Genomic DNA, 24,353 nt, shown 5'->3' with positions numbered 1-24,353 from the left:
CTCCGTATTTTCAATGTAGTGAGTTAACCACCAGCGTCTTTCAAGAGCTGACCTAGCTGCTCTATGCGCAGCTCAAAGCCTTTAGCAATATTCATATCCCAATACAGCTTATTCAGATAGCGGTTGATGATTAGTATTTGTTGCTGCCAAATGTTACGCCACTCTTCATTCGTTTTCTCTTGCCCCTGGGCACTATAAAACAGACGTGTCTGGTCATTGAAAATATGTACATGACAATTTACCTCTGGATAGAGCAATGCCTTAAACTGAGCAAAAAGGCGAAATTCAAGATCCCAGTCTTCATCAAAACGCAGACTTTCATCAAATATTGTCGACCCCATTTTCTCCAGTGTCGCTCGCTTAAAGGTCATAGTACTGGTATTACAAACCGGTCCCAGTTTCATAATTGGCAATGACCATTCAAAGAAGCGCGGCTTTTTTTGCGGGAAGTTTATTTTACGCTGGGAAAATATATCGGCTCGGCGCAGCTCTCCCTCAAGAAAACCACTGGCATTGCCAGCAAGCATTTCAGCCTCGGGGAATTGCTGAAACAGCTTCATTTCATGATTTATTTTATTCTCTAGCCAAATATCATCCGAGTCCAGCAAGGCGATATAATCGCCCTTGCTTTGCAAGATGCCTTTATTTCTCGCCGCGCCGGGTCCCTTATTTTCTTGATAAAAATAACGCACTTTCGGATATTTTTCTGCCAACATCAAAGCGGTATCATCGGTCGAGCCATCATCGACGACAATAATTTCAATTTGCCTGACTTGTTGCAGCAAAACACTGTCAATGGCTTGCTTAAGCAGGGCACAACGATTAAAAGTAGGAATAATCACAGAATACATATCAAACAACCCTTTGCCGGTTATCGGTTAGGTTTAATGATTTTTTAATCGATAAAAAATCCTCGGTATTCCTGATAAGGGCAAGATAATTTTTTAACTTTTTCAATTCAATATCATCATGACCGGAAATTATTTTTGGATAAAAAGGTTCGATTAAGATCAAATTCCCCGGGTTAAGGGCAAGTTTTTCCGGACTATCGTCAACCATTAATACACGTCTAAGGTCAAAGCCTTGTTGCTCAAGTATGCCAAGGGGTTTAAGAGAATGTTCACTACCATCAGGAGCAGTCCCCGTTAAACAATGCTTTTCACTATAAATAAATTCAGGCGTTAGATAGGGAAATACCTGACTGAAAATTTCTCCCGCATAGCTGGCCCTGGCACTTGTCCATACCGCCAGACGAAAAAACTGAGCACAATACTGTAATAACTCATCAACATAGGGGCGCTTGTAAATCCAGGTTCGCTCTGCTTTATAATCATAAGCTTGTGCCAATGGGTAAGTAGAGGCATGTAATAATGTCTCATCAATATCCAAGATCAATGAGGCACGCTCATCCTTGCTCACCGCTTTATTACAGTACAACATGGGCATTTGCATACTCTGCTTCAACCTTTAAACTAAGCTGACCTTTACGATATTGCTGTTCAAAATCTTTTACCTTTTTTTCCAGGGATAATCTTAAGGACGAAGAAAAGTTAGTGTCTGGATGCGCGGTTAAAGAATTTTTATGGATACGGCGCAAATATAAAAACTGTTCGACAACACCGGTACGATAACCCGCTATTCTGGAGCGTTTAAAAAACTCAGTATCTGCTCCACAGCGCCAGGCCCTGAAACCTCCAAGGGTTTCCATCACTTCTCGTCTGGCAATAAACTGTCCGTCAGCAGGACGCCTGTTTAGTCCTCCTTCCGGGTGATAAAATTTATGTGCCAACACATGAGAAGTCGGCTGCAGCGCTTCATCGCTATAGATACTCCAGGTTCTTGTCACATCATATCGGGTTTCCAATAAAGGAATTTGCTCAGTAAAATACCCAGGTTTCATCACATCGTCGGCATCAAAACGGCATATCAACTCACCTTTGGCGTAGCGCATCAGGGTATTGAAGGTAACGTAAGTGCCCTGATTTTTTGTTAAATGAATTATGGTGAGCTCGGGATAATTGAATGCACAGGCACACTTTAAAGTTTCATCACAACCATCCACACCTAACAACACTTGGATTTGCCAGCCCGGTGGCAGCTCTTGTGAAAAAACAGAATCGAGACAATCTGCGAGCCAATTTTTCGCATCAAAAGCCGCAATTAAAACTGATAGGATCTTCATGTTGTTAATAACTCCTGCTGTAATTGTTCCTTGAGTTGATCCGCCATACCTTGGCATAAAAATTCCACCGCTGCTTTGCATTGTAGCTGCATGCCTGCATAGGGGGTTAGGTTTAAATCAGCGATAAAATATTCTTTGTCATCATGAAGAATATCAAGACAATAATAATCCATTGGGTAAAAACTGATGAATTTCTTTATCGTCTCTTGCAGCTTTACCGGCAAGCTTGTTTCTTCTTCGAGGATCTGTGTTTTGCTGAAATGATAATTTTGATCACTCGGGTGTTCGATAAGTTTTTTTATCAACATATTACTGTGGCCTTTAACCAGCACCAGAGAATGACCAAAACCATAAACCCGATAAAAACTATTGTCAGAATTTTCAAGAAAGTTTTCTATCACAACACTGCTATCAGCCCATAAGTCCTCACTGACCTGAGCGCGTGTTATTGTATAATATCGATCCCAACTTTGAATAAGTGCTGTTTTGCGGTCTATAAATTTTTGTTGCAGCTTTATTGGTAAGCGTAATTCGGTTCCGCCTCCCCAGTTCAACCTGGATTTGACAAATAAAAGCTGGTCCGGATCCCCCTCCCGACTTGCTTTGGCAGAGCTCAGCCCGGCTTTTGCCAGCATATTATGTAAATTGTCTTTTCTGATATCATCAATATCCTTGTTCAACACCACTATCCCCCGGGCTTGGAATGCCTCAATAAGCTGCCGGCGCTTTTTCGGATAAAGAGCTGAGTGCGATAAATTAATTTGCAATAAAACCGCCTGGATATTGGGAGTCAAAAATTTTTCTATCCGGCTGATATCATCATGGTATTGGGCTTCTATATGGCAATAATCGGCAACCATATGACTAATTAAAAAGCCCCGCCAAGCTTGCCAGTGATAAATGAGAATATTGTCAATTTTGGACATTTTTATTACCTGTAAAAATTACCTGTAAAAGTTCCCCGTCAAAGACAGCTAAAAATGTTGTGATCTGCATTCTCTACAAACCACAACAGATATATGGCGAGCCAGTTATTAACACTTATCGGCTCCATTCAACCATTTGGCTGCCGCCCTGACGTCCATCTACCGATAATCGACAGATATATACCCCCTCACCAACGGCTTGACCTTCATCATCACAACCATCCCAAAAAATACTTTGCCGGCCTTTTCCCTGGGGTTGGTTATTCACTAAGGTTTTTACATAAAAGGCAAACTGATTCCACAGACCGATAAACAGCTTTTCAGCCCCTTCTGGTAGCAAATAAGATATTTCGAGTTTTCCATCCGGGTGCTTTTTATATGCCAGGTCAAAATCATGCTCGGGTAAAGCCAGTTCACTTTGTCTCTTTGAAAAGGCCTTTTTTTGACTTGGTTCACAGCTATGTGCCGGCTCTAAACGTGTTTGCTCTGCAAAAGCAGATGATTTTGCAAAAGCGGATTTTTTAGTACTGCAGCCAAATTGTAATTTATAGACTTGTTGCCCGGAGCAATAACCGGCCGTTACCGGATCACCAATAAATCGGTAGCGATTAATACGCAATCTGTCATCACTGTGTGAGACAAGTGGGTTATGATCTTCACTCAGCCAGGTCAGTCCACCGTCTTGGGTATAACAGTTCATTAAACCGGCAAAATTATTACCCCAACCACCGACCCAGCCTTGATTTTCATTAATAAAACCAATGCCTTCCAGGTCAGTATTGATGATGTTGCCACAACTGTCTTGTACCGCGTGACGGCGCCAGCTTTTACCGCCATCTGAGGTTTTTAAAATAGCCGCACCAGCAAAATTTTCAAGACTGATAAAACCAAATTTATCGTTAATAAATTGGATCTTCCAACCCCATTCACCACAAGGAAAATGGCTAAAGTCCGGCGCAACATTTTCCCAGTGTTTACCGCCATCACATGTTCTTAATACCACAGGTTTTAATTGGGCATATTTTATTAACCGTGGTGGCGGATAGGCGGCGTAATTGATTTCACACTGCGGTTGAATTTTCCCCCCGACAACAAATCCATTGTTTTCATCCATAAAATAAATATCGATCAGATTGTCGGCATGTTCACTCATTTCAAAGAGTTCCCAGCTAGCGCCTCCGTCCGTTGTTTTTATAACCCCGGGACCAGGCAATCCCGGGTCATTGGTACCTGAGCCATAAGCGACTTTGTCATTCACCGCATAAAATCCGCAAATGCCCGCGGGGGCTGCTTTGGGTAAATTGGTTACCCGCTGCCAGGTTTTCCCGCCATCGGTTGTATGGTGTAGCAGGGTATTGAGGTAGTTATCAGGGTTTTTCACCCCGTCATCCCCTAAACCCGTCACAGCACCAAACCAGCCAACTTTTTCACTGCCCCACCCCATACAGCGCAGATAAGGTTTTCCAAGTGAGCCGGGACAAACATAAAATTTCGGGAGCCAACACTCTCCACCATCAGTCGTCTTGCAAACATAACCGCTGGAGTTAACCAGCCAGCCGGTTTGTTCATCAAAAAACCAGATATCATCCGTTCTTGAGCTGGCAATAGGAGAATTGGCCAGCACTTTCCATGATAAATTCTGCTCGGAAAAGGCAGCTTTCTTTGTGTTGTCCTGTTTAGTTTCAGTCGTTTGAATCATGATTAAAAACCCTATCCCTGTTATATAGTGAGAAAACGCAGCTTTGCCGGGAACCGCTTTTTCATTATCCTAAGTTCCGGCTGAGATCCCGGATTTCTTACCCGAAGCATGTTCTGAATCGACAAATTTCCACAATTGGTTATCTCCGGCGGGCGTTTTTTGTGGATAGCTAATTATCGGTGTCGCGGCTGCAGTAGAATTGCCTTTAACATCTAAAACATAGTCGTTTAACAAACTCACAATATAGAAATAACCTTCGATACTACTTTCTACAATTTTCCATACCTGGTTATCGGTACCCGATGATTTTTGTGGATAGCTGATGATCTGTGTGACCGGCGCAGTATTATTACCGGAAATATCGAGTACATTGCCATTAAGTTTGCTTTTGATAAAGTATTGGCTTTGGCCGCCGGCGGGATCTTTGGGGCCGGTAGGCTCACGTGTCCACAATTGGTTATCTGTACCTGAGGATTTTTGCGGATAATTTATGATAGGGGTTGCAGGCTCGGTGCTTGCCCCTTTAATATCGAGAACATAGTTGTTAAGTTTACTGGTGATAAAATAATAGTTCGACATAATAATTTTCCTGTTAATGAGTTATTCCAACTTTCCTGTTAATTATTTATTCTCACTTTCATCATCATGCCATCATCCTCATGATCCAGATTATGGCAATGCAAGACAAACTCTCCATCAAAATTCTCATAGCGAGAGACAACCGTGATGGCGTTTTCTTCACCGTAGTTGTCAGTTCCATTTACCAGCAGTGTATCTTTCCAATAACTAAACCCATTTTCATCAACAACCTGAAATGGGTTTACATGTATATGGAAAGGATGGCTTGCACCGTTGACCTCCTGTTTATCCCCGACCCAGAGTTTCCATGTATTCTTGTCATTCAAAGTTAAATCCATAACCGGGGTATCAGGATAAACACCTCCGTTAACGGTTTTATAGGTGCCCTGACTGTCATCATTTGGATCTTTTGGCTCATTAGCAAACCACACTTTTTTTACTGCCAGCTTTTCACTACACTCCTGGAAATTTTGTGGCTCACAAATAAACGGGTAGGGATTGGTAAAAACAGAGGCTTTGGGCATTGTCATCGCCGTCGCAGCTTTGTTCTCAATCACGATTTTTGCCACATAACTGTCCGGCTCAGACTCCCCCAGAAAACTCGAAGCCGCGCTGGTCTCTTCATCAATCAAAAACATTTCACAAGGATAAGACTGGCACTCGGGAAACTGAAATAACACATCACTGCGATAACCTGGTTGTAAAACAATATTTTCCTGCACTTGTGTGCCGTTCATGGTGATACCATCACGGGCGAATTCATGCAGTTTTTTCTTGCCGCCTTCATAAACAACGGCGAGATTAAGGGTTGCCGAGATCCCCGCATGTATAAAACGCCAGCGCTGAATATCACCGGCCTCGCCGCTGATTTTTGGTAAACATTGACCATTAACTGAGGTGACGATAACCTGGCCTTTGTCAGAAGTTTCACATAACGGGACATCCGTCATTTCCATCTGCAGCAGGATCATAATTTTATCATTATCTTTCTCCAGGCTGATGCCGTATTGCCCGGACAGTGTTCTATCAATATCACCTATTAAAATAAGTGCACCTGCCATACCATTTTGTACCTGAGGTGCGGTAGAGCCGTGCAGGTGGGCATGCATCCAGTGGGTACCTGGCGCATGAGTATTTGGAATGTCAAAATCATAACTTACCGTTTGTGTTGCCGGCGTTATGGTTATAAAAACATAATCCGATTGGGTTTTACTTGGATCTTCCGACCCTTTGGGTGAGACATGAAAACCGTGAGTATGCAAATTAGTGCACTTTAATACGTCCTCGCCAGAATGCTCCCCTGCGGCGTCATCATGACCACAATGATATTGTTCATTGGGATCTCCTAATTGATTACTCAGCTGTATTTTTAGATGAGGATTTGCAAGCTGTTCACCCACATCAAGAATATAGGCGGGGCCAACAGCACGGCTGTCTGTTCCTGCCTTTGTATCGACGTAAGATTGCAAATTATACTGGCTGCGATTCACACATTTAGGCACAATTGCAGCCGCCAACTGAGTATCTATTAACTGATCTTTTGCATAAAGTGTCGGCGGGTTTATTAACTCCTGATACAAACCTGTATCATCACCACATTCAATGACACGCTCTTGAGTGCTTGCTAACAAGCGATGGCCAGTAGAGTCACGAGCAACAAGCGAGTTATCAGAGCCTTGTTGCACTGACATGCAACCGGCCAGCAGACTTAACAAAGCAGCAGCCAAGCCGCCTGACAAAATAACCTTTGGTTTATTCATTGGTTTTTCCCTATTGTAGTTTTGAGTCCTTAACAAGCAATTGCGCTTCTTCAACTGTCCATGCCGGGGGGCCAATATGGCCATACCAGGCTTTTTCCGGCGCTTCGCCAAATATCGCCTTTTTAACTTTTATCCAGATCTGATTGCCCCAGTCGTAGTGCCAAAAAAGAATAGGATCATTAAGAAAGTCCTCAGAGCGCAGCGCCCAATCAAGTAAACGTCGATTCCACAAACGCTCATCATCATCAGCGATCAGTCCTTGCAACAACTGACGTTCAAAATAATCGGTCGCGCTGATCTCAATAATTGCTTCAAATTCAGAGCCCATATTCAGCCACTTGCCGGTTTCCCTGCTACGTAAAACCACATCAATAGAAGAGCCGGTAATGTGGATCGGAAATGTCCGGCCATCGTACGGATCAAATTTTCTCGGATCTCGCACATAACCAAGGGCATATTGTCGTAAATCCTCTTCACTGGCATTGACTATTTCACTGCGCCCACGCTCATAAAAATATGTCCATAATCCTTTTTGGCATTTTATTGAACGGTAAGCATCAAGGATCAGCAACTCTGCGCCATAGGGATGCAAGCGCTGATTTGCCCGTTGCAATTTTTCTGCAATGGTTTTGCGCAACCAGCCCTCCTGACGACTGCCTTGAATAGGTTTACCATATGGTGCATTACTGCCGTCGGTGATCGCATGCCAGGATAAAAACGGCAAATCATAATGTTTTAAGTTCACCATGGGTTCATTAAACAATGGTGATTGCTCATCTAGCGGGATCTGATAATGCGGTGCGCGAATCTTTTCCAGATCCACTAACGGTATTTTGTAATCTATATCGTACATGTCACAACCCTGTGTTTGTTACTGTCTCTTTATTGATTTCTTGTTGTTGGTTTGCCAGTATTTGCATTTTTTCCGCAAAAAAATTGCCACTAAAACGAGCTTCAGATTGTGCCAGTTGGTAAAGTTTTGCACGGGTTTGGCTGCCAACCGCCCCCGCAAGGTAGCGGAAGTTATCTATGTCCTGATCAAACAAGCGGCCGATACAACGCGCGGTATGTTGCGTCTGGCTATCCTTTAAAACCTCTATATAACTATCGAGATCACTGATGCGTAAATTGTTTAACTGATATTCAATTTCCGGATTGTTTTTTGCCAGTTGTTTATCCAGAGTGAAAATATATAGCCAGTGGCTTTCTTTAACCCCGAATTCATTGAGCGTTTGCTGAATAAATTTTTGTTGGGTGCCCGTGACATTAATATCATTGACCACCAGTACCGAGCTGCCGCTAAATTGCGGCGCTAAATCATCACACGCTAATAACCCTTGAACACGTTGACGCTCTTTAATACGCTGCGTTACCGTGTTCTTGCTGTAATTGTGATAGTTGCTAAACTCTTGCTGGTCACGTACTTCAATTTGTTGAGAGCCCAAACGCAGCTCAGCTAAGCTGGTGTTAAACCCCAAGCCCTTTAATAATAAGTGTATTTTTCTGGCCAACAGATTTGCCGCGGCAGGCAACTGGTAGTAAGCCGGAGCGGTGATCAGCCAGGTATTTTTATCGCCATTTTCTTCCCGGTCTCTTGTTAAAATATCAATGGCTTTGTTAGATAACTGCTCACTAAAAAAATTGACCTGCGCTAACTGCCCCAATTTCATCGCCGGATAATGGTAATAAAGCGGATCATCTGCCGCTAACGACAGGCCCTGAATTTCTTGCAGGACATGCAAGTTGTCTTTTCCCTGACTCAATGGTTCACTCCTCAATCTTCCGAGCTGTCTTTGTTGCAAAGCAGCCATGATAAAAAGCGGCACAACACACTTGCTGTGCTTGGCTTTAAAAAGTAAAACAGTTATAGATCAAAGCCCGAACTTTGTATCATCTTAGTGTTATGGGCATCGATTGCTTCCAGAGAAAGGTCAGATGCAGCAACGGAATCAAGCTCCTTGCCTTTACCACCGACACCATTAGCCAGGAAACTGAAATCTCTCCCCAATTGTTGCGCCGCACCATGACAACCCTGACAGCCTCCCATATTGTATTTCGGTGCAGGAACAGCCGCATCTTGGGTTACACCAAGTGAAACATTATTGTAAGTGCTGGGTGCACTACTGTTACTGAGCCCGGATTCCGTCGGATAAACACATGTTGATGAGCCTTTATCCCCCCGGCAGTTAACAAAATAGAGTACATCCTTTGTCGCTGTCGTTGTCCCGGCCTGTGGCACACCACCGTTCAATAAAACACCACTAAAGAGCTGAATACCCGGTTGACTGCTTTCGACAACAATATTGGCCAGATAGTAATTGCTGGTATCTGAATCACTGGTAGGCACCGCTTGCACACCTTTTAGCCGGTAATTTCCCCAGACATTATCGCTGTCGAGACCTTGTACCAGGGCATTGACTTGGTTATTGACATCATTCACTTCACTGATAATGGTGTTAGGCTGCACCACAGTGGTGTAATCTTGTGAGATAGTGCCCTTTGACGGTAAGGTATAGGTTGATAACTTGTTGGGCTTTCCCGATTGTCCTTGTTCGTTAATATAATAAGCACCATTCGCCGTCGCCGTGTGAGGGTCAGTGTCCGGCGTTTGGTAAGAGAGATTATTGTACTCGGTTTTATACGCAGGATCGGTAATCGCCTGACTGCTGTTGCGGGTTACCGCATCCACATGCTCAAATGTGGTAAATATAAATTCAGGATAATTAGCCGTTTTTTGAATAATATGAATGGCGATAAGGGCAAAGGTGGCGGTATGTGCAACGGGGGCATTCTCACCATCAGAAACAAAATAGGTCGCACTGGCCTGATGGTACTTATTCGTATCTGAGTTTTTAATATCAGAAACTCGACGCCAGGCACTTTTTACTTCAACTACACCATCGGGAAAATCCCATGACTTACTTGCACTGGGTGGCTCCCGGTCACTGGATAACGCATATTCCGTTTCTTGCTGATTAACCTTGGCCATAAACAAAACCGGGAAATCAGGGTTATGAGAGTTTTTGTAATACAAAAGATTTTGACTGATCTGATTGGTTTCATCCAAATAAACGTAATTTTGACCTTTCACCGTCAGCGCCTGTTTATTATCAGAGGCATCTTCATAAAAAGTATAATAAGTTGGCAGCGCATTAATCGGTGATGCCGGCTTAGAAGTCGTGTAGTAAGGAAAGGCTTCGGTGCGATGATAAAAGCTTTCAAAAACCAGTGGATTATCAACTGCGGGTGTAGCACCGGTCTGGATAAAATTGTGCTTGCCATCACCAACCCCGCGACCAGCTCCTGATTGCAAAGTCGCACTTGTTTGCTGCATAGAAGCAATAAACAGGCGCCAGGCATAATTGGCCAGCTGTGTTTGACTGGCGCCGCTGACCAAATCGGTAGGAAAGACGGTAGTCGGCGTGGTTAATTCTGCCGAGGTAATTGCTGCCCCGGTATCATCCGCAGCATAGGCATATTGTGCCGTAACGGCGCCCAGTAGCATTGCCGAGGCTATGCCCAGTATTTTTTCCTTATTCATTATTTTTATTCCTTTATAGAGACGGTTATCGTTAATATTTTTGCTCAATTTTGATTTTTACAGGGCCACTTCCGGAGTAGTCGCAATCTTTTCACTCCAGTCACTACCCGACGGTAACTGCCCTTTAGCCAGGGGTGCTTGATATTCAATACTGAAGTTTGTATCAAGTGAATCCACCCAGATACGTGAAGACAGATTCACTTTAAACAATTCGAACAATTTATCGTCTTCTGCCGTGGCTTCGTTATATACACGGCGATCAATCAACTGATAAAACTCAATAGGCACAAAGTCTTCCCGTAAAATGACATGGGCTGTTTGCTTGCCGTCACTGACCCACCATTCAAATTTCATTTCACTATTGCAGCGACTAACACAGTTTGGATTTTCCATCACGGTTAAATGCCCTGTATCACGGGTATGGGTGACAAAATTAATCGAGTCGAGTACACCGGGGCCGGGGTGACCACTCACCACGGTCAAGCCTTCGCGCGACCATAAACCTTCTTTTGACAAAGCCACCGCCGCAGCCTGCATAGCCCGATAACCAACCGCCGTGCCCCACCACAAAGAGCGCTGATGCTCGGCTGTTGCCTCCTGATAGTCCAGGGTAAGCACTTTTCCATTGTCAACGATGCGGATAAGTAAACCTTCGCTCGGTAAATTCTCTGTTGATGAAAATGACTTCATGTTCCATTTCTCCTGATTAATTTATTGACTTTGCTGTATTTATTACATTTCTTGCCACCACGGCCAGGTACAGGGCTAACATATACGCGGTAATTGCTCACCGATTAACATGTCAACGATGCGCTTGCCGCCAAAGCTGGTTTGCATATGCACACGACCTGCGGTACCACCGGGTAAAATAGTGCCAATATCCGCGCTATCTTTACCAAAAGCATGGCCGCGCATCGCTTCAAGCGCTGCTTCAACCTCATTTTCCGGCACCACGGCAACCAGTTTTCCTTCATTGGCCAAATACAGAGGATCCAGACCGAGGATCTCACAAAAGCCTATGACCTCTTGACGTATAGGGGTTTGTTGTTCACTGATCTGGATAGCACAGCTCGAGGCTTCAGCGATTTCATTGAGTACCGAAGCAATGCCACCACGCGTGGCATCTCGAATAAAGCGAGTATTCGGCGCGGCATTTAACAAGGTTTGAATAAGTCCTTGTAAAGGTGCGCAATCACTTTGAATATTTGTTGACAGGTTCATTCCCCCCCTGCTATCCATGATGGCCGCACCATGATCGCCCAAATAACCATTGACCAGAATATGATCCCCTGCCTGCGCCTTATCTGCCCCCAAGTGATAGTCTTTATCGATAACGCCAATGCCGGCTGTATTGATAAAAACCTTGTCACAGCTGCCTTTTTCAACCACTTTGGTATCACCGGTAACGATTTGCACCCCTGCTTCTCTGGCCGTATCGGCCATGGACTTAACGATGGCGCGCAATGTATTAACTTCCATGCCTTCTTCGATGATCATGCCGCAAGTTAAATACAAGGGTTTGGCACCGCCCACGGCCAGATCGTTAACCGTACCGCAGATAGCAATTTTGCCAATATCGCCACCGGGGAAGAAGATCGGGTCAATAACGTAAGAATCTGTGGTCATGGCCAACCTGTCGCCCTCTGTGGCCAAATCACTTAAATGAAATCGCGCTTGATCTTCTAAGGTGTTCAACACCGGGTTGCTAAAAGCCTGCACAAACACATCATCAATCAAGTCACGCATGGCCTTGCCGCCTCCGCCATGAGCTAAGGTGATCACCTTGCTCACCAATTTACCTTTGCGTTTACGGCTATCAACTTCTTGTTCTGTCTCTTGTGCTATATTCATGCGTTTCTTGCCTCATTTATTGGAATATTTAACTTTGCTTTAGCCTGAACAGCGTCAAGACGATCACCACCAAACTGGTGATAGGCCGCACACGACCCTTCACTGGAGACCATAAGCGCCCCTAAGGGAGTTTCAGGTGTACAGGCCTTAGCGAAAACTTTGCACTGCCAGGGCTTGATAGCTCCTTTTAACACTTCACCGCATTGGCAAGCTTTTGGATCGGCTATGGTCACCGCAGGCACAATAAATTTCTTCTCTGCATCAAAGGCCGCATATTCAGCCTTTAGCTGAACACCGGAATGATCAATGGAGCCTAAGCCTCGCCATTCAAAAAATTCACGTAATTCAAAGGTTTTAGCTATGGCCTCTAAGGCCATTTTGTTGCCTTCTTCGGGCACGATACGGTTATATTGATTTTCAATACGCGCTTCCCCGGCCTGTAATTGCTTCAACACCATCCATAATGACTGTAAAATGTCTAAAGGCTCAAAACCTGCCACCACCACAGGACGGTTATAATGCTCAGCGATAAACTGATACGGCTTATTACCGATAACCATGCTGACATGGCCCGGTCCTAAAAAGCCGTCAAGCTGTAAATCTGGCGAATCGAGCACCGCTTTGACCGTTGGAATAATTGTGATGTGATTGCAGAATAAGGAAAAATTATTAATGCCATCGGCCTCCGCCTTTAGCACTGTCAACGCCGTACTCGGCATGGTGGTTTCAAAGCCAAGACCGAAAAAGACAACTTCTTTATCCGGGTTATTTTTAGCAATTGACAAGGCATCCATGGGAGAATAGACCATACGAACATCAGCCCCTTCAGCCTTGGCCTGCAGCAAGCTTTTCTTTGAACCCGGTACGCGTATCGCATCACCAAAGGTTGTAAAAATAACATTGTCCCGCTCGGCAATGGCCACACAATCATCAACACGGCCCATAGGCAAAACGCAAACCGGACAACCCGGGCCATGGATTAATTCAATCGTCTCTGGCAGCATATTTTCAATGCCATAGCGGAAAATTGAATGAGTATGGCCGCCGCAAACTTCCATGATATAAACGGGACGCTTTAGCCTTTCTTTTAATTCTTTGGCAATAACGGTAATTTCCTTAAGTAACACCTTTGCCTTGACCGGATCACGAAACTCATCAACGTGTTTCATTTTTAGTTTCCTAGTTAGTTTTAGTCTTCTTAGTTAAAAAGCCACGATCGTCTGCCAACAATGTGTGCACCAGATCCCATAAAACATGGTAAATAGCGACATGACATTCCTGCGTACGGTGAATACTGTCTGAGTCAACCACCAGACAATAATCAAGACCCATTTTTGCCATATCCCCACCGTTACCGCCGGCTAGCCCAATAGTGACGGCACCATTTTTTTGCGCCTGAGCAAATGCCCGTATCAGATTGTCTGAGTTACCGCTGGTGGAAATACCAATCAAGGCATCATTTTCCCCCAGTAAATTTGCCACCTGACGTGAATAGACATTTTCATAACCGACATCATTGGCAATGGCCGTCATCAGCGTCTTATCGCAGCTTAAATCAAAAGCCGGCAAGGCTGGCCTGCCCGTTGTCACCGGGTGTAAAAACTCAACAGCCACATGCGATGCATCACAGCTTGAGCCGCCATTGCCTATGGTAAACAGGCTGCCTTTTTTCTTATACATTTGGGCGATAGCATTTGCACAATCGACAACCAGCTGAGCATTACGGTTAAAAAAACCACTAATAACATCTTGATGTTGCTCAACTTTATTCGTTATTGAATTGATTAATGCCAGGTTCATCTTGTCTGGATCGGCTTTTTTATCCGCCAAAAACGGATACAGTGAATCCAAGGTTGATTTGTTATCTGAGTTACTCATAGTTGCCTCTGTGACAGTCATATACTTTCATCAAGATTCACCCATCTGCATAGCCGCAAGTTCTTCCTGCATTTCACCCAACTCAGTTAATACCTTAAGTGTCTGCTGCGCCTCGCGCTCATCAATCACACTCATCGCAAAGCCAACATGCACTAATACCCAGTCACCGACATGGTCATTAAGATTTTCGCCCGCATCGACAATACAGCTGAGATTAACTTCCCGTTGAATGCCCCCGACATCGACTACGCCCAAATGCTGCTCGACATCAATAATTTTGATTATTTTCCCAGGTATTCCCAAACACATAATGAACCCTCTTTTTATAAGAAATTGTTATATAAATCTTGTTTATTGGTTGCTGGCTGCCTGATCAGTCTGGCTGCTGCAATGGCCCCTTGGCCCAAAGCAATGCCGCCATCATTAGCAGGCACCCTCGCATGTGTTAAACAGGTTATATTTCGTTCTTGCAGTGCTTTTTCCACGCCTTGGAATAAAATTGCATTTTGCAAACAACCTCCAGACAAAGCGACTTGGTTAAATTTGTAGACTTGTTTAAGGCGATCAACAACACAGACAATGCCTGCTATTAAACCCGCATGAAAACGTGTCGCTATCACCGACACAGACTCACCCTGGTGTAAATCGTTAAGCAATGGCGGCCATAGGCTGGCCGGATTAAGCTCTAATAATGGTTGCGCTTTTTCACTGCTAAATTCATCAATTATCAAGGGATAAGGCTTAGTCACGGTACCGGCTAATATTGCCCGGGCATCTGCCAGCATTTCCAGCTCGATGGCAGCCTGGCCTTCAAATTGAACCTGGGCGGCACTCAAACCCAAGGCACCCGCCACGGCATCAAATAATCGTCCGGCGGAGCTCGCCAGGGGGCAATTTAACTTTTCAGCCAGCATCACATCGAGTGTTGCAATCGGCATACTTTTAAGGAAACCGGCCAGATCTGTTGCGCCATATGCCCGGCAAAAGGCGTCCCAGCTCATGCTATTTAAGATGTGGGCATAGGTATTACGCCAGGGTTGCTTAATCGCCTGGGCAGCCCCCGGCATAACGACAGGTTTGAGTCGAGCCAGGCGTTTAAAGTCACAATAATCGCCGAGCAGGAACTCGCCGCCCCATAATGTACCATCGCTACCAAAGCCCAAACCATCAAGGGCAATACCCAGTACGGCCGAACTGGCCAGTGGTATGTTATTCTCGGCCATGGCACTGGCCATATGGGCATGGTGATGTTGTACTGGGATCGCCGTTAGCGCTTGCTCTTTCCCATCTTGAAGCGCCAGCTTAGTCGATAGGTATTCAGGATGTTTATCATAAGCCAAATAGCGTGGCGTAAATTCAAACAGGCGCTGATATAACCCCAGGTTTTTTTCATAATCTTCAAAGGTTTCCAGGTTTTCCAAGTCCCCCTGATGTTGAGATAAAATGGCAACGCCTTGTTTTATCATACAAAAGGTTGACTTTAATTCTGCGCCATAAGCCAGGATATTCTCCGCTTTTTCAAAGCCTTCAGGCAACGCGATTGACCGGGGCGCATAACCACGCGCTCGGCGCATCATCCTGGCTTTGCCGTCAATTAAACGCACAACGGAGTCATCAATGCGATTGGCTATATCACGATCATGGTAGACAATAATATCGGCAATAGCCGACAGCTTATTTAGCGCTTCTGAATTTTCAATAATTTGCGGTTCACCAGAAAGGTTACCGCTGGTCATAATTAACGGTTTTGCAAATTTTCGGCTGATCAGATGGTGCAGCGGGGTATATGGCAGCATAAAACCTAACAGGTGGCTACCTGGAGCAATAGCTTCTGATAATACCGGTACTCCGGCTTCGAGTTGTTGTTTTTTTTGCAGCAAAACGATCGGCGCGGCGGAACTTTCAAGTGTGCTTTTTTCCAGACTCGAAACGGCGCAAAACTGTCTGATATTATCAACATCATGGCTCATTAAGGCAAAAGGCTTGGCATAGCGGTGCTTACGCTCGCGTAATAAGGTTACCGCCTGATGATTACTGGCATCACAACAAAGATGAAAACCCCCCAACCCTTTAATCGCAATAATTTTACCGGCGCTTAATGCTTGGTTTATCTGGGTTAATTTTTGAAATGACTGCTCTTCCTTAGCTGATAACGTATTTGACGCTGACTCCCTGCCTGCACCGGATTGAACATAGTGCATAAGCAGTTGAGGTCCGCATTGATGACAAGCCACAGGCTGGGCATGAAATCGACGATCTAACGGTTGTGAATACTCTGCCAGGCATTCGCTGCACAAAGAAAAATCACGCATTGTGGTATTGCTGCGATCATAAGGGATCCCCTGAATAATGGTTAACCTGGGACCGCAATGGGTGCAATTAGTGAAAGGGTAACAATAGCGTCGCTCATCCGGGTCAAAAACTTCCCGCAAACAGGCATGGCAACTTGCCGCATCAGCGCTAACCTCTGTGCTGCCATCGCAATGATTGGATTGACGAATACTGAAGTCTTTATACTGCCAGAGCGCATCTATAACTAAAGTTTCAACAGCATCTATCTTGGCCAATGGCGGTGCTTCGGCCTGTAAACGCTGCACAAAAATCTCAATGTTTGATGAAACACCGGACAAGCGTACAAGTACGCCATCAGAATCGTTAGATACCTCGCCTTTTAGATCACATTCAAGCGCCAAACGATAAACAGTAGGACGAAAGCCAACCCCCTGAACAGTACCTCTGACACGAACCTCTTGATTCTCTATCACGAAAAAATACTCCTATCCTTGGCAAGGGAGTCTATTTACATGCTCAGAATAAACGGCAATGACTGGTTATAAATAGCTCGGTCGTAACAGACCTAATTAAAAAATAAGCCTAGTTGTTAAAATTAAAATTTCCACTTTAATTCAGCAGGTTAGCCTTAAACATGTTTTATAATAATTTTTCCCGTAGCATCTCCGCAAAGTAACTTTGGATCTACAATCCCCCAAATACCTGATAGCGGACGACGTTAACCCAAAAAACAACACAGAAAAATAGTCGTTAATGGTTATCTGTTAACGTCTGCCAAAATAAAGTATTTAGCCAACGGTGCTCTAGCCCGTAATATTGGCTTTATCCCTGTATTTGCATATATCATCTGAGAATATTCCCTTCTGCCAACAATAAGTTGGAAAATGAAGCAATAACCTAAGGCTTAAAGCTTTGCAAAATACACGTTGTTCAACGCATTATAGAAAAGCCGACCTAACAAAGGAGGATACATAAAAGACAATTCTCATCCGTGGTCTCTGCAACTCTTTATGCATAAATAAAAGTAGTAAAACTTAAAAAAAAGTATTACCCTTTATTACATCTCAAAAAGTTAGCATTCTGGGGATTTGTCGTTAACGAATATTTGTACTGTTCCTCATCGGCACAACATCAGTTCTCAGCTTCCAATCTTTTTGATGTTTAACGGTCAGACAACAAAGGAAAGATGAAATAACTAAGAGTATAATTCGTAATTACTTGTTCTATTCGATGGTTTTTTGCGTAAAGCAATGAGAAAGGCTGATATTTCAATATGAATTCATATGAAATAAATCACCTTTATGAATTTTATTAAAATAGTTTTTACACGATAAATAAGCGTAAAGGCAAGAACTCTTACTTGCCTTTAGCAATAATTATTAGATGGCAAATTTTGCCGCTAAATCTTGCAGATTATTAGCCAGTAGTACCTGGCTTGATGCCACATCCGAAACCTCTTTTGCCCCTACGGTCACTTCCTGAGACTTGTTATCAATATCACTGATATTTTGGTTAATTTCATCGGTTACATTCACCTGCTCTTCGGCGGCTACGGCAATTTGCTCCACCATGGCATTAATATCTGAAATAGAAGTCACAATTTCGGTTAATGACAATTCGATTTTATTGGTACCTTGTACCGTGGCCTGTGCCTTGGCCTGCGAGCCCTCTATAACGGTGTAGGCATTGCCGGCTTCCCGTTGGAGTTGCTGAATAATATTCTCAATTTCTACCGTTGACTCCTGGGTGCGCTGTGCCAGGGTTCTGACTTCATCGGCAACCACGGCAAAACCGCGCCCCTGCTCTCCTGCCCTGGCAGCTTCAATGGCGGCATTTAGCGCCAGTAAATTCGTTTGCTCAGCAACACCTTTAATCACATCAATCACACCGGCAATGGTGCCGCTGGTGGTATGTAAACCAGAAATTAATCCGCCAATTTCACTGACTTCCCCCACCAGGGTGTTGATGGTATGTAATGATTCACTTACTACCTGTTGGCTATTAATCGCCTGTTCATTGGCCTGGCGCGCGGCGGTCATCGCCGTAGAAGTATTTCTCGCCACTTCCTGAACAGACACCGACATTTGCTCGATTGCCGTGGCCACCTGAGCCGTTTCATTTTGCTGGTGCTGAAGACTCAGGGCATTTTTCTCCACTGTTGTTGCCGACTGCTCGGCGGATGCGGATAGTTCCATACTGCTGGAGCTGATTTGCTCAACGGCGCCGGAAAAGGTCACTAAAGTTTCATTAAGGGCATGGGCCAATTGCCCGAGTTCATCTGCACTGATCACGCTTACCCGTGCGGTTAAATCATGGCTGTCCCTGACACTGGTGATCGTTTTAGTTAACAGCTTAAGCTGCTGCAACAAATTCTTTAAAATAACAGCGGCAATAAACAAGGTCAGGCCAGTCGAACATAACAAAACCAATACCGTGAATATCATGGTATTGTTGGCGCTGCTGGACAGTTGTTGTATTTGGCCAATAAAACTTGCCGAGATGTTGTCTTCAACTTGCTTAAATAAATTAATCCGCTCAGTGGCAACGCGAAACCAGGATTTGGCATCAACAGTAAAAGGTCCCTGCGGGCCTTTGTCGGTAATTTGCTTACGGTATTTAATGACTTGCAAAACTGACGGCTGCTGCATTTTCTGCAGGTAGTCATTTTTTAATTCGTCCGGGCTGTTAAGTAAAAACTGCTGCAGATAAGTATCTTGTCTCGCGTTTAAACGAATAAATTTTTGAAAACTCTCGCTGGTAAAAGCACCGGCAGAAAAACCGCCGCTTGCCACGGCCCGTTCAATACCCGCCCTTTCTTTAGCTTCAAGAAAATTATAATAACTGATCGCCAGACGTACGGTTTCCTTTGGACTCATGCTGATAAAGAAACCGGTCAGCTGCAAAATTTCATCATTTAATTTGGTATAATAGGCAATCGCCTCCCCCGTAGAAATGCTCAGGTTATTAATGCTTGTGCGCACCTGATTTAATTGTGCCAGGTCATGATTAATATCAGACAAAATCTTATTGATACCCGGGTGTTCACTGCGAAAATTCGTTAACCCCCGGGAAAGGTCAGCATGTACCTGATCAGTTCTTTGCCGCTGTTCCTTTAGTTCACGGATAAATTTTGTCCCCTTGCTACCAAGAACAATTGCCGTCATACCCCGCTCTTTTTGTAACTCATGCACCAGGGCATTGTTTTTCACGGTAACAGACAATAACTGCTGTATTTCATGCGCGGTATTGAGTTTATGATTAACTTCAACTAAATGGCTGAGACTGAAATATAAAAAGCCAAGTAAAGGCACTAAAATCAGTAAAAAAAGTTTGTGCTTAAATTTCAATCGATGGAATACATTCATAATCCGGATCCTGTTGTATTTCATGCAGTGCATGACTATTGTTATTAACGTTTATTCACTCAATAAAATCATACCGATAACGGCAACATCCAAAAAAACCGAGGGCTTACAGGTATTTTCAATGTTCAGTGCCGTATTTTTAAAAGCCGGGAAAAGTGGCGATTTAAACAACTAGACTGAGGATTGCCTACCAGAAGCAAAAAAGACAAAAGGTATTGATAACCGACAAGCGAAATTGATGTGCTAATGGAGGTGCTTAATACCGAAAGATACAGCTGCAATGCCTGTATAGAACTTGATAAGAAATTAATTTATCGTGGTAGCTCCGCCGCCATAGGTTTCCCTTTAGGCCGGTAGTTTTGCGTGAGCATCTTTTCAGACACCTTGCCTTTTTCGCGGCGGATGATATAGATTTTGTCAACGATGTCAACAAATTACCTGCCATAATGCAGAATATTCGAACAAAACTTATTCCAGATCAACAAAAGAAGTCTTCCCCTCTCACTTTTTCACCACATCTGAAAGTTTTTTGCGTCTTCGACAAATTTATACTGAAAAAGCACGACTGCCTGTTGCACTTGGTAAATTATTCAGTTAGAAATTATCCTTAACTATCTTTTGCTATTTCCTTGTTAACCTTAACCGGGAGTCAGAGTAACCCGATTTCATGAAGTTGCTAACCTTGCTATTGTTTTATTTGCCCTTCTTTATCGTGCAGGCAAATACCGACAATCGCATTAAAATCGCCATCATTGGCAAAACAAAAAATGATAGTTTTTACCAACAATCCTATCAGGGGTGCCAGGCCTTTTCCCAAAAACACCCTAAGGTACAATGTATCTATGATGGACCGCAGGATTACCAGGATCCCCGTAGCCAGGCCCTGGTAGTAGAAGATCTGATCCATCAGGGCATCGACGGCTTGCTGATCTCGGTGACCGACTCAAACCATCTGGCACAAGCCGTACTCGAAAGAGCCTATTTAGCCAAAATCCCAATCTTTACTTTTGACTCGGATCTGCTGCCACAACATCAATTTTACCGCCAGGCTTATGTAGGTACCAATAATCAAGACTTTGGTATCGCCTTAGGTAATTACGCTAAGGAGCTGCTTGAATCAACGCCAGGCAATCAAGGACTGCCGCTGCAGGTTTGTATTCACTCCGGCCATCAAACCACGCCTAACTTAAATGACCGCATCAAGGGAGTACGTTTGGCGTTATCGCAAGGCAAGTCTGCCAACCGCCTCAAGGACAATGGTAATTGGGTTGAATTAGACCGCTGCCCGCTCTATTCCCTGGGCAAACGGGAACTGGCAATCAGGCAGTTAGAATTTATGTTACAACAGAAACAAAGGGTGATTAATATCGCGGTGGCCGGCTTTGCCCAGTTTTCCCCCGATTACCTGAGCCGCATCAGCTCCTATAAAGAAAAAATATCAACAAAAGAAGCTATTATCATCTCGGCAGATACCGAACAGATACAGCTCAAAGCGCTGGAAAAAGGCCTGTCTACCATCAATATCGGCCAGCGCCCCTATGAAATGGGACGCCTTGGCACCGAGCTGCTCTATCAATACCTGGTGTATGGCCAGAAACCGGCCAAGGAATTGTATTACCTGGATTTCCATTATTGCACCGGTGAGAACTATGCCAGCTGTACCGAAAATCAGCCTGCCGGCTAGAGAATATCCACGGCTTAACTTGCCATCATACAACATCGCCTGCCGGGAATGCAGCGACTTAACTGACGTGAATAAGCCCCAACCACCTCTGTCAACCTATTTTAGGACTAGGCAAGCTCTAAAAAAACCTGACAGCCGCCTCCATACCATAAACGGACATTCACATCTTTTTAGTCACCTCAATTTACGCAGATAGTTCAATCACAGCGTCAAAACTTATCTGGAATATGACTTTGTATGCTTTTTGATTTTTTTAGTTCTTTTTTGTGAGTCGGTAAGTCCTGCAAATTCAAACCCTATTTTTCTCTGCTCCATATCGACTTGAGCAACTCGTACTTGGACAGTATCGCCAATGGCGTAACTAGCGTTCGTACGCTCACCTTTAAGAGATTGCTTAATTTCATCAAAATGATAGGAATCATTATTGAGGGCGTTAATGTGAATAAGTCCTTCAACTTTTGTATCTTCGAGCTCGACAAATAAGCCAAATGGGGTGACAGTAGTGATCACTCCAGTAAAGGTGTCACCAATGGTATCCCGCATATAATCGCACTTTAACCATGCATCAACGTCCCAGCTTGCTTTATCGGCACGTCGAGATAATTGTGAGCAATGCGTTGCGAAAGCCTCCATGCGCTCTCTATCGTAGGGGTAACTCTTCTGGGCATCGAGGGGGTTGGCACTATAAACCCGTTGAACGGGATCACCCCCAATGCCAGTTACAGATTTCAGTGCTCGGCGTATCTTGCCACCGCTTTCTTGTCCCCGAATCACTGAACGAATGGCGCGATGAATTAATAAATCCGGATAACGCCGAATTGGCGAGGTGAAATGGGCATATGCAGAATAGGCCAAACCAAAGTGCCCTATATTGTCTGGGCTATATTCAGCCTGACTCAGTGAGCGCAACATCATAGATTGAATCACGCTCGCATCAGAACGTTTACCAAGACTTCGCAGCAAGCGATCATAATGAACTGGGGCTGGTTTTTTACCGCCTGAGAGGTTGAGGCGCTTTTCACCAAGAAATGCCCTCAAGCTTTTCAACTTTTTACCTTGTGGTCCATTGTGATTCCGATATAGTGCAGGCAATTTGAGTTTTTCTAAAAAGCGGGCGGTGGCTACGTTTGCACATAACATACATTCTTCAATAAGTTTGTGTGCATCATTACGCTCAACCGGAAGTATTTTGTCTACCTTGCGCTCTTTATTAAATTGAAACTGAACTTCCTTAGTATCAAAATCAATTGAGCCACGAGTCGTCCTGGCTCGGCTTAATACGCCATACAATTGATGTAATTCACGCATGTGTGGAATGAACGCCGCATGTTCGCGTTTCACTAGCGGATCCAGCTTGTGATCTGGGGTTATTAACATCGCATTCACTTGGTTGTAGGTTAATCTGGCGTGTGAGTGAATAACCGCTTCAGAAAATTGATAACTCGTCATTTTGCCTAATGCGTTGATTTGCATTTCACAAACCAACGCCAGGCGGTCAACTTTGGGCTTTAATGAACATAGTCCATTAGACAATACTTCAGGTAACATTGGCACTACATGCCCGGGGAAGTAAACAGAAGTACCTCGTGTTTGTGCTTCTTTATCCAACGCACTTTCGGGCGTCACATAATGGGATACATCGGCAATAGCAACCCATAGACGCCAGCCTTTATTTTGTGGTGCACAATAAACAGCATCATCGAAATCTTTGGCATCTTCACCATCAATGGTGACAAAAGGTAATGCTCTAAGATCAACACGATGTAACTTATCGGATTCAGCAACCTCATTCCCCATAGTACTGGCAGCCTTTATTACCTCTTCTGGCCACACATGCGGGATCTTGTGCTCTCGTATAGCAAGGTCAATTTCCATCCCCGGTGCTCTCTCATTGCCGAGTACTTCGGTAACGTTTCCAAATGCCCGATACTGGTGGCAAGGATAATCTGTAATCGTCACCACAACATATTGACCTTCTTTAGCGGCCATTAGCTGTTTTTTATCAATATCAATTTCTTGGGCAATTCGGCTGTTCTCAGGTCTGATAAAGTAATTACCATTATCTATGCTCAGTTTTCCTACCACTTGGGAAGTATTGCGTTCGATAACTTTTATCAAAGTTGCCTTTTCACGTCCGCGACGGTCAGTGCCTGATATTCGAACTTGAACGCGATCGCCATCAAAAACCAGCATCATATCTCGTTGGCTTAACAGTAAATCGTCGCCACCGTTATCGCGGGCCAAAAATCCAAAACCATCTCGATGACCGATGACACGGCCTGAAATCATGTCATCCTGGCTCAAGACCTTATAGCCGGTGTTGTGATCAAAGGTAATTTGTCCATCCCGTTCCATTGCCCGCAAGCGACGTCGCAAGCCTTCTTGCTCTTCTTTGCCAGACAACATCATTCGCACAGCAAGCTGCTTTCGGTTTAGTGGCGAACCGTGTTTTTTTAGCAGATTAAGAATGTGCTCTCGATTTGGGATCGGGTGGCTATGTATTTGGGTATCTACGGCATTAATCGCCGGGTTTGAAGCTAGTATCATTTATTATATTCTCAATTGATGTAGCCAAAAACGTTGCGATTTGTAGACA

19 protein-coding genes and 1 riboswitch are annotated in these 24,353 nt (G+C 44.2%); of the genes, 1 reads left to right on the top strand and 18 read right to left on the bottom strand.

Translation table 11 applies throughout. The features are described 5' to 3' along the window. Nucleotides 1–23: 23 nt before the first annotated feature. The 17 genes from SG35_RS10260 to SG35_RS10180 form a co-directional block, all read right to left on the bottom strand. Nucleotides 24–851: a glycosyltransferase family 2 protein gene (locus tag SG35_RS10260; RefSeq protein ID WP_053043491.1), complete on the bottom strand. Its 828-nt coding sequence runs from the start codon at nt 849–851 to the stop codon at nt 24–26. Between the two features lies 1 nt (nt 852). Continuing rightward, complete coding sequence (locus tag SG35_RS10255; RefSeq protein WP_160298414.1) at nt 853–1,389, bottom strand: HAD family hydrolase; 537 nt, start codon at nt 1,387–1,389, stop codon at nt 853–855. A 37-nt stretch (nt 1,390–1,426) separates the two neighbouring features. Further along, nucleotides 1,427–2,263: a glycosyltransferase family 2 protein gene (locus SG35_RS10250; protein ID WP_084693039.1), complete on the bottom strand. Its 837-nt coding sequence runs from the start codon at nt 2,261–2,263 to the stop codon at nt 1,427–1,429. Further along, on the bottom strand, nt 2,179–2,976 hold the full coding sequence (locus SG35_RS10245) for a hypothetical protein (protein WP_152646853.1): 798 nt from the start codon (nt 2,974–2,976) through the stop codon (nt 2,179–2,181). The genes SG35_RS10250 and SG35_RS10245 overlap by 85 nt, the downstream gene beginning before the upstream one ends. Before the next feature lie 247 nt (nt 2,977–3,223). Further along, complete coding sequence (locus tag SG35_RS10240; protein WP_044836321.1) at nt 3,224–4,807, bottom strand: hypothetical protein; 1,584 nt, start codon at nt 4,805–4,807, stop codon at nt 3,224–3,226. 69 nt (nt 4,808–4,876) lie between these two features. Continuing rightward, nucleotides 4,877–5,386 carry an RICIN domain-containing protein gene (locus tag SG35_RS10235; RefSeq protein WP_044836320.1) on the bottom strand — a complete coding sequence of 170 codons (510 nt, stop codon included), beginning with the start codon at nt 5,384–5,386 and terminating at the stop codon, nt 4,877–4,879. A gap of 38 nt (nt 5,387–5,424) precedes the next feature. After that, entirely contained in the window at nt 5,425–7,146 is a 1,722-nt protein-coding gene (locus SG35_RS10230; protein ID WP_044836319.1) for a multicopper oxidase family protein, read from the bottom strand. 10 nt (nt 7,147–7,156) lie between these two features. After that, nucleotides 7,157–7,999 carry a M15 family metallopeptidase gene (locus SG35_RS10225; protein ID WP_044836318.1) on the bottom strand — a complete coding sequence of 281 codons (843 nt, stop codon included), beginning with the start codon at nt 7,997–7,999 and terminating at the stop codon, nt 7,157–7,159. Nucleotide 8,000: 1 nt separating this feature from the next. Continuing rightward, entirely contained in the window at nt 8,001–8,909 is a 909-nt protein-coding gene (locus tag SG35_RS10220) for a phosphoribosyltransferase family protein (RefSeq protein WP_044836317.1), read from the bottom strand. A gap of 101 nt (nt 8,910–9,010) precedes the next feature. Continuing rightward, nucleotides 9,011–10,687, bottom strand: coding sequence for a hypothetical protein (locus SG35_RS10215; RefSeq protein ID WP_044836316.1), 1,677 nt, complete (start codon nt 10,685–10,687; stop codon nt 9,011–9,013). Between the two features lie 57 nt (nt 10,688–10,744). After that, on the bottom strand, nt 10,745–11,377 hold the full coding sequence (locus tag SG35_RS10210) for a hypothetical protein (protein WP_053043489.1): 633 nt from the start codon (nt 11,375–11,377) through the stop codon (nt 10,745–10,747). A 75-nt stretch (nt 11,378–11,452) separates the two neighbouring features. After that, the gene (hypE, locus tag SG35_RS10205; RefSeq protein WP_044836315.1) at nt 11,453–12,538 is read right to left on the bottom strand and encodes a hydrogenase expression/formation protein HypE; all 1,086 of its coding nucleotides are present in this window, start codon (nt 12,536–12,538) and stop codon (nt 11,453–11,455) included. Then, a complete protein-coding gene (gene hypD, locus SG35_RS10200) occupies nt 12,535–13,707 on the bottom strand; it encodes a hydrogenase formation protein HypD (RefSeq protein ID WP_044836314.1) in 1,173 nt (390 codons plus the stop codon). The genes hypE and hypD overlap by 4 nt, the downstream gene beginning before the upstream one ends. A gap of 10 nt (nt 13,708–13,717) precedes the next feature. Beyond that, complete coding sequence (locus tag SG35_RS10195) at nt 13,718–14,416, bottom strand: D-sedoheptulose-7-phosphate isomerase (RefSeq protein ID WP_044836313.1); 699 nt, start codon at nt 14,414–14,416, stop codon at nt 13,718–13,720. 30 nt (nt 14,417–14,446) lie between these two features. Beyond that, nucleotides 14,447–14,725, bottom strand: a complete 279-nt coding sequence (locus tag SG35_RS10190) for a HypC/HybG/HupF family hydrogenase formation chaperone (protein ID WP_044836312.1) — start codon at nt 14,723–14,725, stop codon at nt 14,447–14,449. A gap of 14 nt (nt 14,726–14,739) precedes the next feature. Next, nucleotides 14,740–17,181: a carbamoyltransferase HypF gene (gene hypF, locus SG35_RS10185; protein WP_201777857.1), complete on the bottom strand. Its 2,442-nt coding sequence runs from the start codon at nt 17,179–17,181 to the stop codon at nt 14,740–14,742. A 906-nt stretch (nt 17,182–18,087) separates the two neighbouring features. Beyond that, nucleotides 18,088–20,073 (bottom strand): methyl-accepting chemotaxis protein, encoded by a 1,986-nt coding sequence (locus SG35_RS10180; protein WP_044836311.1) that lies wholly within the window; start codon nt 20,071–20,073, stop codon nt 18,088–18,090. Between the two features lie 315 nt (nt 20,074–20,388). After that, nucleotides 20,389–20,472, bottom strand: a riboswitch (cyclic di-GMP riboswitch). Between the two features lie 268 nt (nt 20,473–20,740). Here SG35_RS10180 and SG35_RS10175 point away from each other — a divergent pair. Further along, on the top strand, nt 20,741–21,757 hold the full coding sequence (locus SG35_RS10175) for a substrate-binding domain-containing protein (protein WP_044836310.1): 1,017 nt from the start codon (nt 20,741–20,743) through the stop codon (nt 21,755–21,757). Nucleotides 21,758–21,973: 216 nt separating this feature from the next. Here the strand turns inward: SG35_RS10175 and rnr are convergent, their stop codons facing one another. Further along, the gene (gene rnr, locus SG35_RS10170) at nt 21,974–24,304 is read right to left on the bottom strand and encodes a ribonuclease R (protein ID WP_063888701.1); all 2,331 of its coding nucleotides are present in this window, start codon (nt 24,302–24,304) and stop codon (nt 21,974–21,976) included. Nucleotides 24,305–24,353 lie beyond the last annotated feature (49 nt).

This window comes from Thalassomonas actiniarum, assembly GCF_000948975.2.
GTDB classification, from domain to species: Bacteria; Pseudomonadota; Gammaproteobacteria; order Enterobacterales; family Alteromonadaceae; genus Thalassomonas; species Thalassomonas actiniarum.
Note: the sequence above shows the minus strand (reverse complement) of the source record. Positions and strands in the feature narration are given on the sequence as shown.

What these genes read in the sequence shown, in the direction of transcription:
- SG35_RS10210 (WP_053043489.1), bottom strand. Translation starts at nt 11,377, where the DNA reads ATGAAGTCATTTTCATCAACAGAGAATTTACCGAGCGAAGGTTTACTT.
- SG35_RS10230 (WP_044836319.1), bottom strand. Translation starts at nt 7,146, where the DNA reads ATGAATAAACCAAAGGTTATTTTGTCAGGCGGCTTGGCTGCTGCTTTG.
- SG35_RS10180 (WP_044836311.1), bottom strand. Translation starts at nt 20,073, where the DNA reads ATGAATGTATTCCATCGATTGAAATTTAAGCACAAACTTTTTTTACTG.
- SG35_RS10190 (WP_044836312.1), bottom strand. Translation starts at nt 14,725, where the DNA reads ATGTGTTTGGGAATACCTGGGAAAATAATCAAAATTATTGATGTCGAG.
- SG35_RS10260 (WP_053043491.1), bottom strand. Translation starts at nt 851, where the DNA reads ATGTATTCTGTGATTATTCCTACTTTTAATCGTTGTGCCCTGCTTAAG.
- SG35_RS10175 (WP_044836310.1), top strand. Translation starts at nt 20,741, where the DNA reads ATGAAGTTGCTAACCTTGCTATTGTTTTATTTGCCCTTCTTTATCGTG.
- hypD (WP_044836314.1), bottom strand. Translation starts at nt 13,707, where the DNA reads ATGAAACACGTTGATGAGTTTCGTGATCCGGTCAAGGCAAAGGTGTTA.
- SG35_RS10235 (WP_044836320.1), bottom strand. Translation starts at nt 5,386, where the DNA reads ATGTCGAACTATTATTTTATCACCAGTAAACTTAACAACTATGTTCTC.
- hypE (WP_044836315.1), bottom strand. Translation starts at nt 12,538, where the DNA reads ATGAATATAGCACAAGAGACAGAACAAGAAGTTGATAGCCGTAAACGC.
- SG35_RS10225 (WP_044836318.1), bottom strand. Translation starts at nt 7,999, where the DNA reads ATGTACGATATAGATTACAAAATACCGTTAGTGGATCTGGAAAAGATT.
- SG35_RS10250 (WP_084693039.1), bottom strand. Translation starts at nt 2,263, where the DNA reads ATGCAAAGCAGCGGTGGAATTTTTATGCCAAGGTATGGCGGATCAACT.
- rnr (WP_063888701.1), bottom strand. Translation starts at nt 24,304, where the DNA reads ATGATACTAGCTTCAAACCCGGCGATTAATGCCGTAGATACCCAAATA.
- SG35_RS10215 (WP_044836316.1), bottom strand. Translation starts at nt 10,687, where the DNA reads ATGAATAAGGAAAAAATACTGGGCATAGCCTCGGCAATGCTACTGGGC.
- SG35_RS10195 (WP_044836313.1), bottom strand. Translation starts at nt 14,416, where the DNA reads ATGAGTAACTCAGATAACAAATCAACCTTGGATTCACTGTATCCGTTT.
- SG35_RS10240 (WP_044836321.1), bottom strand. Translation starts at nt 4,807, where the DNA reads ATGATTCAAACGACTGAAACTAAACAGGACAACACAAAGAAAGCTGCC.